At 47.1% G+C, this 14,876-nt stretch carries 16 protein-coding genes and 1 riboswitch; of the genes, 5 read left to right on the forward strand and 11 right to left on the reverse strand.

Translation table 11 applies throughout. The features are described from left to right. Positions 1–28: 28 nt before the first annotated feature. The 3 genes from BHC43_RS01480 to BHC43_RS01490 are packed head-to-tail and all read right to left on the reverse strand — an operon-like array spanning position 29 to position 2,750. Complete coding sequence (locus BHC43_RS01480; protein ID WP_100156290.1) at positions 29–1,387, reverse strand: histidine kinase dimerization/phospho-acceptor domain-containing protein; 1,359 nt, start codon at positions 1,385–1,387, stop codon at positions 29–31. Beyond that, positions 1,384–2,046 carry a response regulator gene (locus BHC43_RS01485; protein ID WP_100156291.1) on the reverse strand — a complete coding sequence of 221 codons (663 nt, stop codon included), beginning with the start codon at positions 2,044–2,046 and terminating at the stop codon, positions 1,384–1,386. The genes BHC43_RS01480 and BHC43_RS01485 overlap by 4 nt, the downstream gene beginning before the upstream one ends. A gap of 5 nt (positions 2,047–2,051) precedes the next feature. After that, positions 2,052–2,750 (reverse strand): VIT1/CCC1 transporter family protein, encoded by a 699-nt coding sequence (locus BHC43_RS01490; protein WP_100139752.1) that lies wholly within the window; start codon positions 2,748–2,750, stop codon positions 2,052–2,054. Positions 2,751–2,900: 150 nt separating this feature from the next. Between BHC43_RS01490 and BHC43_RS01495 the strand changes: the two genes are divergently transcribed. From BHC43_RS01495 to dcd, 3 genes are all read left to right on the forward strand, one after another. Next, on the forward strand, positions 2,901–4,517 hold the full coding sequence (locus tag BHC43_RS01495) for a phosphoethanolamine transferase (RefSeq protein ID WP_100156292.1): 1,617 nt from the start codon (positions 2,901–2,903) through the stop codon (positions 4,515–4,517). A gap of 563 nt (positions 4,518–5,080) precedes the next feature. Further along, positions 5,081–5,983 (forward strand): recombination-associated protein RdgC, encoded by a 903-nt coding sequence (locus BHC43_RS01500; protein ID WP_100156293.1) that lies wholly within the window; start codon positions 5,081–5,083, stop codon positions 5,981–5,983. Positions 5,984–6,072: 89 nt separating this feature from the next. Then, entirely contained in the window at positions 6,073–6,639 is a 567-nt protein-coding gene (gene dcd / locus BHC43_RS01505) for a dCTP deaminase (RefSeq protein ID WP_100139758.1), read from the forward strand. 46 nt (positions 6,640–6,685) lie between these two features. Here dcd and BHC43_RS01510 read toward each other — a convergent pair whose 3' ends face one another. The 6 genes from BHC43_RS01510 to BHC43_RS01535 form a co-directional block, all read right to left on the reverse strand. Further along, the gene (locus tag BHC43_RS01510) at positions 6,686–7,030 is read right to left on the reverse strand and encodes a DMT family protein (protein ID WP_100156294.1); all 345 of its coding nucleotides are present in this window, start codon (positions 7,028–7,030) and stop codon (positions 6,686–6,688) included. A 334-nt stretch (positions 7,031–7,364) separates the two neighbouring features. Then, entirely contained in the window at positions 7,365–8,471 is a 1,107-nt protein-coding gene (locus BHC43_RS01515; protein WP_100156295.1) for a methyltransferase, read from the reverse strand. Between the two features lie 148 nt (positions 8,472–8,619). Continuing rightward, positions 8,620–9,312, reverse strand: a complete 693-nt coding sequence (locus BHC43_RS01520) for a Bax inhibitor-1 family protein (RefSeq protein ID WP_100139761.1) — start codon at positions 9,310–9,312, stop codon at positions 8,620–8,622. Between the two features lie 210 nt (positions 9,313–9,522). After that, entirely contained in the window at positions 9,523–10,137 is a 615-nt protein-coding gene (locus BHC43_RS01525) for a 7-carboxy-7-deazaguanine synthase QueE (RefSeq protein ID WP_100156296.1), read from the reverse strand. Positions 10,138–10,139: 2 nt separating this feature from the next. Further along, entirely contained in the window at positions 10,140–10,562 is a 423-nt protein-coding gene (gene queD, locus BHC43_RS01530; RefSeq protein WP_100156297.1) for a 6-carboxytetrahydropterin synthase QueD, read from the reverse strand. Positions 10,563–10,648: 86 nt separating this feature from the next. Continuing rightward, positions 10,649–10,694: riboswitch (PreQ1 riboswitch) on the reverse strand. Positions 10,695–10,806: 112 nt separating this feature from the next. Continuing rightward, positions 10,807–12,471, reverse strand: coding sequence for an ABC1 kinase family protein (locus BHC43_RS01535; RefSeq protein ID WP_100156298.1), 1,665 nt, complete (start codon positions 12,469–12,471; stop codon positions 10,807–10,809). 49 nt (positions 12,472–12,520) lie between these two features. Between BHC43_RS01535 and BHC43_RS01540 the strand changes: the two genes are divergently transcribed. Both BHC43_RS01540 and BHC43_RS01545 read left to right on the forward strand, forming a co-directional pair. After that, a complete protein-coding gene (locus BHC43_RS01540) occupies positions 12,521–13,084 on the forward strand; it encodes a C40 family peptidase (RefSeq protein WP_257377955.1) in 564 nt (187 codons plus the stop codon). Then, on the forward strand, positions 13,084–13,302 hold the full coding sequence (locus BHC43_RS01545) for a hypothetical protein (protein ID WP_100139765.1): 219 nt from the start codon (positions 13,084–13,086) through the stop codon (positions 13,300–13,302). The genes BHC43_RS01540 and BHC43_RS01545 overlap by 1 nt, the downstream gene beginning before the upstream one ends. A gap of 260 nt (positions 13,303–13,562) precedes the next feature. Here the strand turns inward: BHC43_RS01545 and BHC43_RS01550 are convergent, their stop codons facing one another. After that, on the reverse strand, positions 13,563–14,087 hold the full coding sequence (locus BHC43_RS01550) for a hypothetical protein (protein ID WP_100156299.1): 525 nt from the start codon (positions 14,085–14,087) through the stop codon (positions 13,563–13,565). 141 nt (positions 14,088–14,228) lie between these two features. Continuing rightward, positions 14,229–14,855: a BON domain-containing protein gene (locus BHC43_RS01555; protein WP_100139767.1), complete on the reverse strand. Its 627-nt coding sequence runs from the start codon at positions 14,853–14,855 to the stop codon at positions 14,229–14,231. Positions 14,856–14,876 lie beyond the last annotated feature (21 nt).

Raw genomic sequence — 14,876 nt, forward strand, 5'->3', positions numbered from 1 at the left:
TATATTTAATAATATAATTCTATGATTTTTATAGATATATAAGAACTACTTGAAATTTAGCTGGAAAAGTTTGATTTTTTTTCAGATGCTTCAGTTCTAACGCCAGCCCATGCAGTTGCGCTACACCATCTACAATCGATAACCCTAGCCCGCTGCCGCTGCTTTCCTGTCCGGCCGGCCGGAAAAACCGTTCGCGCAGGCGTTGCATGTTTTCGGGGGCGATGGCGTTGCAGGGGTTTGTGATGGTGATACTGTCGGCTGCTAGAGTGAGGTTGATGGTGCTGTGTTCTGGGCTGTAGCGGATGGCATTATCCAGTAGGTTGCGGATAAGTATGGTCAGGAGGGTCGGGTCGCCGGTCAGGGGGAGTATGTCTGCTGTTTCGGCCTGATACTGGCGCTGGATGCGACAATGGCGTTCGCGTGCTTGAAGGCTGACGCTTTCAATGGCTTCGTTGGTGATTTCTGTCCAGTTTACTGCGGTGGTATAAAGCGGGGCTGTGAGTGGGTCGAGGCGGGAAAGAGTGAGGAGCTGGTCGACGAGATGAGTGGTGCGGTCGATGCTGTGTTCGATGGTACGTACGCGCTGCTGTTGAGTATCGCTAAGTGGGGTTAAGGCCAATACTTCTGTTTGTACTTTGAGAGCGGCCAGCGGGCTGCGCAGTTCGTGTGCGGCATCGGCAGTAAAACGCAGCTCACGGGCTCGGGTTTGTTCAATACGCTGGAGTAAGTCGTTCAGCGCGTTAATCATGGGTTGTATTTCGCTGGGAACGGCGCTGGTAATGGGCGTGACGCTATGCGGATCTCGCTGGTACAGGGTCTGGGTTAATTTTTGCAGAGGTTTGGTGCCTCGACGGACGCCCCATACAATGAGCCATAGCAGCAAGGGGATGGCAAGAATAGACACGGCTAATTGTGACCATACGGCGCGTAAGACGGTTTGCAGGCGTTCATGCATGCTGAAGGATACGGCTACTTGAAGTTGCTGCTGAGGGTTATTCAGGTAAAAGAGGCGCCATGCGTGGCTTTGCCACCAGTGCCCTTGATTGATGAAGCCTTGGTAGTTGTTGCGGTATGGGATGCTGTGGCCAGTCTGGTCTGCGTTGATAAGCTGTCCTTTGTACCAAATGGCATAGCCGGATTCTTTGCTGTCGATGAGCCCACGTTGTTTGTGTGGTATTTCCGGCAGAGTTGGGTAATGAGTGGTATCAAGGTTGATGGGGGTATGCATCAGCCGCTGTGCGAGCTGGCTCATTTGAGTATCGCCGGCTTCGTCTATTTCGTGCATGACTGCTGCTGCGCTAATAAAGGCAGTGACTAGCCACAAAATGGGCAGGGTGAGACCAAGATAGATAATCAATCGCCGGCTGATGGCGGTGGAGGGCTTCATGGTGCCTCTCCGAGCTGATAGCCAAGACCGCGGCGGGTGCGGATGATGCTGGCACCGATTTTTTTGCGTAAATGATGTACGTGGACTTCTACTGCGTTGCTCTCTACTTCTTGCTCCCAGCTATAAAGTTTGTCTTCGATCTGAGCACGTGTAAATACGCGCTGGGGGTGAGTAACGAGTAATTGCAGAAGCAACCATTCGCGTTGGGTGAGATTTAGTGGCTGTCCATATAGGCTGGCGCTACAGCTGTTGAGGCTAAGGATAAGCTGGCCAAAGCTGATTTGGGTCTGGCTGATGCCCTGACTGCGACGTATTAAGGCGTGTAGGCGGGCAATGACCTCATCTAAGGCAAAGGGTTTGCATAGGTAATCATCTGCTCCGGCATTGAGGCCAGCTAGCCGGTCTGGCAAGGCATCCCGTGCAGTAAGAATGAGTACGGGGGTATTTATTTCCTGTTTGCGCCAGTGTCTGAGTACGTCCATACCGTCTGTTTCGGCTAGATTTAAATCGAGAATAACGGCGTCGTAGGGAGCAGCGCTCAGCGCTTGTTCTCCCAGACGTCCGGAAGCAAAGATGTCACAGGCCATGCCATGCTGGTGCAGGCCTGCATGCAGGCCATCTGCAATATCGCTGTCGTCTTCGAGTATCAGTATGCGCATGCTTTTTATATTGTTATGCCGATTATTCTACCGATCAAGCTGGTAAAAGCGAGTGCCAGAGCACCGAGGATGATGATGCGGATGACGGCCGGTCGTTTGGGTGCCCCACCTAGATGGGCTGAGATGCAACCGAGGATGCCGAGACCGAGTACGGTGGTGACAGCCAGTGTGCTCATTAGCCAAACGGTTGAGCTTAGTAGTGATAGTAATACGGGGAGTAAGGCGCCGCAAGCAAAAGAAAAGGCAGAAGCCATCGCTGCTTGCAAAGGGTTGGCTTTACTAACTTCGGTGATGCCGATTTCTTCGCGGGCGTGGGCTTCGAGGGCGTTGTGTTTGGTTAATGCTTCTGCTACTTGCTGTGCCAGTGTCTGATTTAAGCCGCGCTGCCTGTATATATCAGTAAGTTCTGCCAGCTCTATTTCGGGATAGCGGGTGAGGGAGTCGAGTTCTTTGCGTAAATCGGCAGCTTCAGTATCGCGCTGGCTGGATACGGAAACATATTCCCCGGCGGCCATGGATACAGCACCGGATACAAGGGCAGCAATACCGGTAATAAGCAGGGTTTGGTGGTTTGGTTCAGCAGCGGCCAGACCCATCAACAGGCTGGCTGTAGAAATGAGGCCATCATTGGCACCGAGTACGCTGGCTCGCAGCCAGTTATTACGGTTGGAAAAATGTTTTTCTTCATGCCAGGATTGATTCATTTGTGGCTCCTGATATGTACTGGTTGATTTTTTTTGTTTATATGCTGTTACCGTATCACATTGCTATGGGGTGTGGGTGAGGTTTACCTTAAGCTTCACTTAAGGCTGTTTTTTTACACTTGCCTCTGTTTTGTTAACAGGGGCTAGCAAATGCAGTCTAAATGGGTTTTGAGCAGTAATCGGACGGTGTTATTGCTGAGTGTTTATATTTCTGTAGTTTTGAATTTCGGCTTCTGGAAATATCTGGTGCAGCATGTTAGTTTTAATCACAACATCATATTATGGTTAACTATACCCTTTTTTCTGCTGGCGGCGATGAATTTCTGTATGCAGTTGCTATTCTGGCCTTATTTGCATCGGGTGATGGTGCCTTTGTTGCTGCTACTAGGTTCGGCGGTAAGCTATGCGGTAATGATGCAGAATATTTATTTTGATGCGAATATGCTGCAAAATATTATTCAGACTAATGTGGGGGAGGCTGGGGCTTGGTTGACCCCACAGTTTTGGATGTGGCTGGGGATAACAGGTTTGTTACCGGCACAATGGTATTGCTGGGGGATAAAGATTGGCTTTGCTCGTCCTTGGTATCGTGAGCTAGGTGGGCGTTTGTTGGTGATCGGTGGTTCTCTGGCTATGGTGGCGGCGATTATTTTTCTGGCATATGGTAGCTATATTTCTTTTTTTCGTAATAATAAGGCTGTAAATCATCTGATTGTGCCAACAAATATTGTGGGTGCCGCACTGAAAACTGCTTATAACGCTTATGATGCGCACCAGCCGTTACAAAAAATTGGGCTGGATGCACGTCATCAGCAGCAGGTGCCGAAGCGGTTGCTTGTGGTGGTGATGGGAGAAACCACGCGTGCACAAAGCTGGGGGCTGAATGGTTATCTGCGCCAGACTACGCCGGAGCTGGCGGCGATGGGAGAGCAAGTAATTAATTTTCCGCAAGTCACTTCTTGTGGTACGGCAACGGCGATATCTTTACCATGCCTGTTTTCCAATATGCCACGTCAGCACTATAAAGCCAATTTGGCTAAACATCAGGAAGGTTTATTGGATGTTTTGCAGCGTGCGGGTGTGGATGTGCTGTGGCGTGATAATGATGGCGGTTGTAAAGGGGTGTGTGAGCGCGTACGCCATGTAGATGTACGAGATTGGGCACCGAATCTGGAATGCAACAGTGATGGGTGTTTGGATGAGAGCCTGTTGCTTAATTTACAGGCTGCGATTGCTGATTTACCGGATGATGCCGTGCTCGTACTGCATACCATGGGTAGCCACGGACCAGCTTATTATCAGCGTTATCCAGATACGTTTCGGCGGTTTACGCCTACCTGCGATACCAATCAGATTCAGCAGTGCAGTAATGAGGAATTACGCAATACTTATGATAATACTGTGCTGTATACGGATCATGTGCTGGCTGAATTGATTAAGCTGTTGCAGCAGGAAAAGGGACTGGCCAGTGCCATGTGGTATTTTTCTGACCACGGTGAATCTTTGGGCGAAAATGGAATGTATCTGCATGCCACACCATACGCAATCGCGCCGGCAGAACAGACCCACGTGCCGATGGTGTTTTGGGCTAATCAGGATTTTGCCCGCGCCAGCCATTTGAATATGGACTGTCTGCGCCGGCATGCTCAGCAGCAGGCCTACTCACACGATAATATTTTTCACTCGGTACTAGGGTTGATGGATGTCCACACCAATGAATATCAGGCACAGCTTGATTTATTTGCAGAGTGCCGGTCGAAAGAGTAAATGATTCGGTTGAGTTGGTAATAAATGTTTAGGTTTGGTCGGTTTCGGGCTGGGTGGGGATAAGTTGCTGTAGCCATTGGTGCGTTGCAGTGGTATCAACGGCCTGATTGGCATAGGTCATTAATAAGAGATTATCCGGCAGGTACGCATCATATTTTTCCAGTTTTCTTTCCGGTACCTGCTCGGCCAGTATCCACGCTTCATCCTGCTGGGCTGGTGCAAGTTGTTTCAGGACGGTTTTTGCTTGCTGAATGAATGTAATGAGTGAAAGGAAATAGTGGTGGATGATTGTTTCGTCGTTAATGTCTAAAATCTAGTTATTTAAGGGGTTTAGGGCGTAAGTGTTGCATCTACACAAAACTTTAATTAAACATGAAAAATGTAAATTTATAAATGAAGCGCTTCAGAATAATATTCGAACATTATTGACTGATATTTGCATCGCTTTGCTCTGGTTCTCACCTTAAAAATTAATTACCTTATCAGCGTCCAGCTTCAGGACGCTGTGGTGCAAGCTGCCGTATAATCTCCTCTTTCTCAGTTGAATGTGAAAGACATAACGCATGTGGTTTAAGCAATTAACTATTTATCCGCTTAATAAAGAGAATCTACCGGCTCTGGAAACTTTGGCCGACAAACTCGCTGAAGCTGAATTCAAGCCGTGTATGGGGCTGGACTGGGATAGCATCGGATTTGCCTGCCCAGTATCATTTAGCCCGGAAATGGTGTTTCCGGCACAGAACACTTTGCGTATAGCTTTAAAAAAAGAAGAAAAAGTATTACCGGCTGCAGTGGTACGCGATATTTTGGAAGAAAAAATCAGCGAAATCCGGGAAGCAGAAGGGCGAAATGTTGGCCGCAAGGAAAAGATGGAACTAAAAGATACCATCACGGATGATTTACTGCCGCGTGCCTTTACCAAAAGCAGCAAAACAGAAGCGTTAATTGATACGCAGCGTGGTCTGCTGCTGATTAATCAGGCCAACACCAATCGCGCAGAAATGCTGCTTACCAAATTGCGTGATGCATTGGGCGGTTTGGAAGCTAGGCTACCGCGAACCCAGCAATCGCCGGGCAGCCTGATGACAGAGTGGCTGCTAAATGGTGCTGCAGCCGGCCATTTTGAGCTCGACAGTGATTGTGAACTGAAAGGTCTGGGTGATGCTGCACCGGTGGTGCGCATCAGCCATCAGGATTTGACTGCAGAAGAAGTGGTTAATCTGGTGAAAAACGGTAAAGTCGTTACTCAGCTGGGGCTAAGCTGGCAGGATAGAGTGCGCTTTGTGCTCACACAGGATTTTACTCTGAAGCGCATCCAGTTTCTGGACGTGATTCAAGAAGAAGCAGCCGGTCAGGGTGATGATATACAGAGCATAACTTTTGCTTCACAAATTCTGATGGCTGAAGCTTTGGGCGATCTGCTGGCTGAGCTGGTTCATCATCTTGGTGGCTGGATGGCCGATTAAATGTATATGCAGGCGTAAATTGCCGCAATAGGCCTGCAACAGCAGCAAAGGCTTCGGTATAATGCGCTAAATTTATCAAGGGTATCGTCATGAGTATTAAATCAGACAAGTGGATCTGCCGCATGAGCGAAGAGCATGGCATGATTGAACCATTTGAACCGAACCAGATTAAACAGGTAAACGGTGAAAAAATCATATCCTATGGCACTTCAAGCTATGGCTACGATATCCGCTGTGCCCGTGAATTCAAGATTTTTACCAACATTAATAGCACCATTGTTGACCCGAAAAATTTTGATACGCGCAATTTTGTTACCGTTGAGGATGATTTCTGCATTATTCCGCCCAATTCATTTGCGCTGGCTCGTACAGTGGAATACTTCCGTATTCCGCGCAATGTGCTCACTGTGTGTCTGGGTAAATCCACTTATGCGCGTTGTGGCATCATCGTCAACGTTACGCCGTTTGAACCAGAGTGGGAAGGCTATGTCACTCTGGAGTTTTCCAATACCACGCCGCTGCCAGCTAAAATTTATGCCAACGAAGGTGTAGCGCAGGTGTTGTTTTTTGAAAGTGACGAAGAGTGCGCTACTTCTTATAAAGACCGTGCCGGCAAATATATGGGACAAACCGGCGTGACTTTGCCGAAGGCCTGATAGGCGAATTTAAAAAAAGGACGCTGGTGCGTCCTTTTTTATTGAATTAGCGTTTAAAAGCAAAATAAACTGCGCCAAGAATGAATGCAAAGCTGATCAGGTAATTTAGGCGGAATTCATCTTTTAGATACAGTATTGCAAACAGTGTAAATACTACTAGTGTAACAACCTCTTGGATAATCTTTAGCTGAAAAGGTTTAATACCCCATTGTGCGCCAAGATGATTTGCGGGCACTGCTAGACAATATTCAAACAGTGCAATACCCCAACTGATTAGAATAATTTGCCACAGCGGAAAAAAGTTATTGCTTGGCTTAATGTGCCAGTACCATGCGGTAGTCATCACTAGATTGGAAGCAGTCAGCAGACCGATAACGATTAAATAATGCATAGTAGTGTAGGTGGATCATCCAAAACGATTTAAGACATTAGCTGTAATATAATATGAATCTAGCTGATTTGCAGAGAAGAATTGCAATTTCACTCAGAGTAATCTCGATTGGAATAATGGATTAGTAACTTTTTTGTTGTTGACTAAAAAAGTAGCAGCTACCCAATTGCTGAGTTATCGGAATAGGTTTTATTCTGATTTAATGTGCAATTGGGTTTTTGCTAAGGGATTGGTATAAATAAAGCGGGTTATAAAAATAGATTAAAAACGAGAAATTAAAAACACTAATCTTTATGCTATTTGGTTAAATTTGTTTCTCGTTTTTGTTACGGAGTTATTGTGCTGATAGCTGCCATAGGGAAGTAATTTCGCGGTTGCGTGCATTGGCTAGTGGGTGATGGTGCTGGTGAGCTTTTGGATGTGTTGGTTGAATATCGGTTTTGTGTATCACTTTTAAGCCGGCTGATTGTATCCACTGCGGTAAAGCTTCCGACGATCGTAAACCCAGATGTTCGGCAATATCGGACATGATCAGCCATACCTGTCCATTCGAATTCAAGTGGTTGAGTGCCTGACTGAGAAAGGATTGCAGCATTTGGTGTGCTGGGTCGTAGAGGGAGGTTTCGATATCGCTGCTAGGTTTGGCCGGTAGCCATGGCGGGTTGCAAATAATGAGGTCGACGCGGCCATCTGGAAATAGGCTGGTGTGTTGGATTTGAATCTGTCCAGTTAATCCGAGGCGTTGAATGTTGGCTTGTGCGCATGCAATGGCGCGTGGGTTGTTATCGGTGGCAGTTATATGAGCTATACCGCGCTGTGCCAGTATGGCAGCCAGTACGCCACTGCCAGTGCCAATATCCCATGCGCTGTGGCAGGGTTCGGGCAGTTGGGCTTCGGCTACTAGTTGCAGATATTCACCACGTACAGGTGAAAATACGCCATAGGGAACATGGATTTTCTGCCCGTTAAGTGCGGGTATGCGGACACCTGTTTTATGCCATTCATGTGCGCCAATGTAGCCGAGTAGCAAATGAAGGGGGAGAAGCAAGTTGGTGTGGTTGGGGCTGCCATATACATCGGTGATCGCGCCTGCAACGTTGGGTGCACGATTATTGGATATTTGTCCGTCTGGTTGAATTTCTATAAGTAGCTGCTGAAACAGGCGGCTGTGTTGTGCCTGTTGCAGGCGGTGTTTGTGAAAATCGTTGTGCGTGCGTGCTTTGCTATGTACACGTTTTTTGATTGCTGCCAGTAGCTGTTTGCCTTGGTGGTAATCACCCCGCCAAAGCAGAGCGATATTCTGGCGCATCTGCTGCAAAGCTTGTTCTGCACTGATTTGGCTGATTGTCTGAATTTGGGTGGGTGCCGGATGGCGGCTGTCACCGCCCCACATGGCTTGCATGCTCTGACCGTGTTCTGTCCAATGTATGGTTTGGTTCATGGTGGTTCTGTGCTTAAAAGTCTATTATAAGAAAATGCTAGGTTAAATGGTGTGTTCTGAGAGGTTTAAACTTTGCTTTGCTGGGTAAAACAAAACTGCCTGAATCGATATGGGATTCAGGCAGTTTTTTCATGCTATGTAGGGGATATCAGCGATTGTCCATTACGGCCAACAAAATTTGGATTAGGCTGGTAAAAATGTTGTAAATGGAAATAAACAATGTTAGGGCTGCACTGGTGGGGCTATCTTCACCGCCGGCAATGACGGCACGGATTTGCCACATAATAACTAGTGAGCTGAAGATAACAAAACCAGCTGCTATGGTTAATCCAAGTGCAGGTATGTTCATAAACATATTGACAATCATGCCGATGATAAGGACAACTGCACCTACAGTCAGAAACTGGGCAATGCCATTCATGCTTGATTTAGAACGGTGTGCGATGGCGGCCATAGTGAAAAATACCCCTGCGGTCATCAGTGCAGCCATGCCAACAATTTGTCCGCCGATTCTGGAGGCTAGAGCAAATTGTAAGATGGGGCTAAGGAAAAATCCGAAGCCGAAGGTGAATACCATCAGTAAACCAATACCTAAGTTGTTGTAACGGTTTTTTTCTATGGCGAACATGAGGCCGTAGGCAAAGATGAAAAAGGCGACGACAGATAGCCAAGAATTGCTAAACAATGCATAGAAATTGACATATGTTCCAGCGTAAGCACCAGCTGCGCAAGGCAGGAATGAGAGGCCAAGTAGAGCATAGGCTTTGCGCAGCACTACGGTTTGTGGGTTTTCACTAGCTTGTCCAAGCTGAGTGAAATCATAGCTGTTGCGTGGTTGCATGTGTGTAATTCTCCGTGATTTTGTGGGTAAATAATTTCTCAGGTTGATTATATTGTAACAATTGTTGGCATATATGCACAATGTGGTTGCATTGTAAGTAGTAAAGTTGAATTTTTTAATTTTGAAGTAAATTATCTTGCTTATGATATTGTGTTGATTTGCTGAATTTCAATGGTTTTTGGGATATTTGATAAAAAATGCGTTGAAGATTTAGGCTATATCGGCCAGTTTGTGTGTTTGCAAGCTGAGCAGCCATTTATTGTCGTGACGATGTTGGTTGAGCTGGCCTAATGCTTGCAAAGTGGTGAGCATGTTGAAGCGACCGTTCTGTTCGCAGGGTGAGAGGAAGTAATGTCTGGCCTGTATGTGTTGTTCGATTTTCAGGCAGAATGCTAGAAATTCGGGATGGTCTTCTACGACGATGCGAACTTCATCAGCCTGATTTTGAGCTGGAAACGGATAGTGCTGGCGGTAGTGAAATTTAGGACTTAGTGAAATGTAGTCTATTTGAGAATCTATCTTTCCCAGTCCGTTGCTTTCTATGGCAAGGTAATAGCCTAATTGTTTGAGCTGCTGTAAGAGCAGGGGTAGTTTTTTGTTGATAGTGGGTTCTCCGCCGGTGATGATAATGTTTTTGCTCTGATACTGTTGGACGGTGTTGAGGATTTGTTGTAGAGACATGCTTTGATAATGCATGTAGTCTGTATCGCACCATGGGCATCTGAGGTTGCATGCGGCCAGACGGATGAAAATGGCGGGCATGCCAGTGTTGTAGCCTTCGCCTTGTAGTGATTCGAAAATTTCTACAATGTTGAATTGTGTCATGTCTAGCTTTGCTGATATTCGCAATAGGATGTGGGCGTTTCCCACAGGGTGATTTTAGATACGGGTAGTTTGTCGCAGAGCTGATTAAAGATGAAGCGGCTCATGCCTTCGGCAGTGGTTCGGCAGGGAAAGGCGAATACTTTGCGCTGCATCTGTTGTAGCAGGGCGGCAATTTTGCATTCGTTGCTATTGCTGGCGTCATACAGGTAGGCGTGATCTAGCTGGCTGATGATGCTTTGGTTGATGATGGTTTTAATGTCGGCAAAGTCCATCACCATTTCTTTGCTGGAGCCGTGTGGCCGGAGCTCGTCACTGATTTCGACTATCAGCCGGTAGGTGTGTCCATGGAGGTTGTGACATTTGCCTTTATGTCCATCTAGCATATGACAGGCATCGAATCGGAATTCTTTGGCGATTTTGTACATATTGCTTCTGCTTCAGCGGCTGTTTGAAAGATTAATACCGTAATGAGCAGAAAATATGGCTGGATTCAGCTGAGACATGTGAATTGAAGCTCCTAGTTTTTTTGCGTGGGATGGATTGCGAACCACGTGGTTATTCTGTTGTTAATAACACTATATGCAGATTGATGATGCTTTGCTTCTAGAAATATATATTTTAATGGAAGTGGGTGGGGTTTAACAAGGGTAGCTTTGGGTGAGATGGGTGTCAGTGCCGGCCTGAGCGCCAGATAGACCAGATGACCCACAGGCTGTTACTGAATGCGAGCAGATAGCCAATTAGGCCGAAAAAAGACAAACCGAAGATTTTTGGACCGGCATTGATGTTCATGACGATGGAAGAACCGATAATCAGCGCCGCGGTAACGATACCCATGGTTAGCCGGTTGGCTACTTTGTCTAGCTGGTTGTTGAATTTGTCGATATGCTGAATGTTGATACTGACGGGAAGTTGGCCATGCTGAATGCGCTTATTTAGTTGCAACAGGTTTTGAGGCAGGCTGTTTATGAGTTGTGAGAGTAGATGCAGCTGCATTTTGCTGTGACGCCAGAATGTGCGGGTGTTGAAACGCTGGCGTAATACGTTGTGAATGGAGTTCTGGGCATGGCTGAGAAGTTCGAACTCGCCGTCTATCTGTTTGATGACGCCATCAAGCGTAATTAAGCATTTAAATAAAATGACCAGGTCGGCCGGCAATGTGAGGCCGTGTTCGCGGATGATGTAGGTGATATCATTGATAATCTGGCTAATGCTGATTTCGCCGCTGCTGAGCTGTTCATAGTTGAGCAGCATTTCGAATACGTCGCTGCCGAGCTGATTTTCGTTAAGAGGTTCGCCCTGTGCCCAGTTGGAGAGAATATATTGTAAAGCAAACTGGTCGCGTTCCAGCAGGGCTTGAATAAGGGAGATGATTTCCTGATGGCGCTGCTGGCTTAGGCGGCCGATAAGGCCAAAGTCTATTAGGGTGATACGGCCATCGTTTCGTACTAAGATGTTACCGGGGTGGGGGTCTGCATGAAACAGGCCGTGCTGTAATATCATGTCGAGTAGAATATCAACCAGTGCGGCAGCAAGCTTGCGTCGCTGTTCTCCACTCCAGCTACTGAGAGCAAGATTTTTAAGTAAAGTATCGTCAATATATTCTTGTACCAGTATTTGACGGTTAGAATACGCCGCATAAGTTTGCGGTATATGGATTTGCTGTTGGTGGTTGTAAAGACGGGCAAAATGTTGCATATTGCGACGTTCAGCAGTGAGATCTGTTTCTTTTTCAAGTGAGCGGGTAAAGTATTGCACCATTTGTACCGGATAGTAGCGTCTGGACTCGGGTATTTCTGATTCCAGTAGCTGAGCTATGTGGTTAAGTATACGCAGATCGGCTGCTACGGTGGATTCTATTCCCGGTCGTTTCACTTTAATGGCGACCTGCTCGCCGCTGCTGAGTGTGGCACGGTGAACCTGTGCGATGGATGCGCTGCCGATGGGCTGAGCTGCTATGTGGCTGAAGATGTTTTCTAGTGGCTGATTGAGCTGAGCCTGAATGATGTTTTTGATTTCTGTGATGGGAAGAGGATGGGTATTGTTTTGGAGTTGAGCAAATTCCTCCGTCCATTCTTCTCCGAAAACATCTGTACGGGTGGCGAGTATTTGTCCGAGTTTGATAAATGTGGGCCCCAGCTCTTCAAAGGCAAGGCGCACGCGCCGCGGTGTACTGAGATAGCCCTGCTGAGCCGATGGGTCGGTATGTTTGTACCGGCGTATCGGCAGTTTGATACGAACAAGAAATTCACCCAGACCGTGTTTGGCCAAAATGGTAAGAATTTCACGCATACGAGTCCAGTCGCTAATGCGGGATGAGCTGGGTGAAAACATATGATTATGTCCCGAACAAAGTCTGCTTACAGGATAGCAGAATTGTTTGATGAACAGATGGAATAATGTTGGCATGAAGTGGATAAAAAAATTAATGAAAATGGCAACGGTATGCCTATGCGCCGGTTTCATTCTGGTGCCGCCGGTGATGGCGGCGCCTGACGAGGGACTGGATAATGCTGCACTGGAGCGTCTTATTCGTGACAGAACAGCAGCACCAGCCGTACGTACGGGTGATGATGCCAGTGACCTGATTATGAATGCGATGGGGTTGCTTGGGGTGGCCTATCACTTTGGTGGTAATTCACCCACCAGTGGGCTGGATTGCAGTGGATTTATGCAATATATTTTCCGCCGCAGTATGGGGGTGACGCTGCCGCGTAGCTCGCGCCAGATGGCTACGGTGGGTGAGGTGGTAAGCCGTTCCGCACTGCAACCGGGTGATCTGGTTTTTTTCAGCCCTGGCGGTGGTGGGATTTCGCACGTGGGTATGTATATTGGTAACGGTAGAATGATTCACGCGCCTCGTACGGGTAAGAATATCGAAATTACCAGTATTGAGCAGGGGTACTGGTCTAAAGCTTTTGTAACGGCGCGCAGGGTGAAACATTGATGAAACCTTTACCTCCTATGCCCAGATGGGTGGATGATGCTGGTAATGTGGTCTCTTGCACGGAAAAAATTAAGGTGATGCAGCAGAATATGCAAGAAATTTATGAGCTGGCACAGGAAGCCTTTGAAGATGGATTGCTGATGGGTTGTCAGGAAAAACAGCTGCGTGCTTATCTGGCTGAATTGATGGCTACATTGGATAATCCCTATCAGAAATAAGTTTAGCTGTATTTAAACTTTGCTGGCAGCTAAATAAGGGATTACGATTTATACCGTTATAGCAGCGTGTTGTGTGCGGTTTCAGTGTGCGGAAATAACATGGTAATGGACAATGTAATGTGCCATTACATGTGTATGCTCTTGCCGATATTTTGCGTTAGTTGCTTAGGCAGGTGGCTGGATTGCATGTTTTGAATGTAAGCTGACAAAAAAACAATGCCCGTCTTAAGGACGGGCATTGTTTTTATACCGGAGTATTTTCAGAACAGGTTGTCTAATGGTTTGCCATTGGCGCTATTGTTGGATGATTTGGGTTTGGGTGCAGGAGCTGGTGCGGCTGGGGTTTCCGGATTGTTGTCTCTGTTGGTAGCAGCAGGTGTATTGGTTGGTACAAGTGGCTGTAATTCTTCGTTGTCCGCATTGGCTTTTGGCTTAGTGCTATTTTTTATAGGTGTGGCCGGAGTCTGCGGAGCTGAGGCACTGTCATTGTTGTCACTGTCAGAAGCAGTGGTGACGGTAGCATTGGGAATGAATACCGGTGATTGCGTGGTATTGTTGTTTCCGGGAGCACCATTGGGTGTAAGAATTTCAAAACTAGCCTGTGAGGCATAGCCGGCAGTATCCGGTGCGTTATTCAGCACCTGCCAAGCGTGAAATACAAACCAGACAACAAAAATGGCTAGAATCAGAAACAGGCTGAGAAGGACTTTAGTAAAGGTGCTTAGACCAGCTTTAACCGCGTTTTTTTTGTTTTTGTTTTCGGGTGCGGTGGGTTTTGTGCTCATGATGTGGTAATCCTTTAAGGGATATCGTCGGGTGTAAGGCAGTTATTATACGCAAATTTGTGTTTACGCTAATCAGATACTTTACCCTGGTTGCTGCAACCGGCCGTTTGTGAGCATTTGATTGCAGCAGCTGGGCGCTTATCAGGAACTGGCTGCTGTGGTAGTGGGGGTGTTTTCAAAGGTCTGATATAGAGTAACTACTTTTTGCACGCCGGAGGTGGTGCTGATGGCTGTGGTGACAGCCTGCTGTTCTGCTGGTGTCAGAATACCCATGACGTAGGTAACACCGTTAAAGGTAACAACCTTGACATGATTTGGTGAGACGCCTTTGGTGTTGAGCAGGTTGGAACGGACTTTTGATGTAATCCATGTGTCGTCCGTCACATGGCTCAATTTACGGTTCTGACTGGCGATGTCTATGTAGTTGTAAACTTTCTGTGCAGCAGGCTGAGCACGGGCTACGCGTTCCACGAGATTTTTGTCATTTTCGTTGGCTACTAGTCCGAGTAGCAGGATTTGCCGATTGTAGCTGATAACGGATAAGGTTGGCTGGAATTTGCTTTCCTGTGCTTGGCTGTTGAGATAGGAAATGGCGCCATCGTGAATGCGTACTTCCATTATTTTGTCATCGGTCTGAGCGCCGGTAGTGCGCCGATCGGTGACAGACAGGGTGCCAACGGCAGCTCCGCCTACCAGAACAGCCGGACAACCGGTAAGGGTGGTAGTCAGACACAGCCCCAATGCCAGGGCAGACAAGTATTTTTTCATGAGATACACCTGTAATTTGTA

Source organism: Snodgrassella alvi (genome assembly GCF_002777855.1).
In the GTDB taxonomy this organism is placed as follows: domain Bacteria; phylum Pseudomonadota; class Gammaproteobacteria; order Burkholderiales; family Neisseriaceae; genus Snodgrassella; species Snodgrassella alvi_E.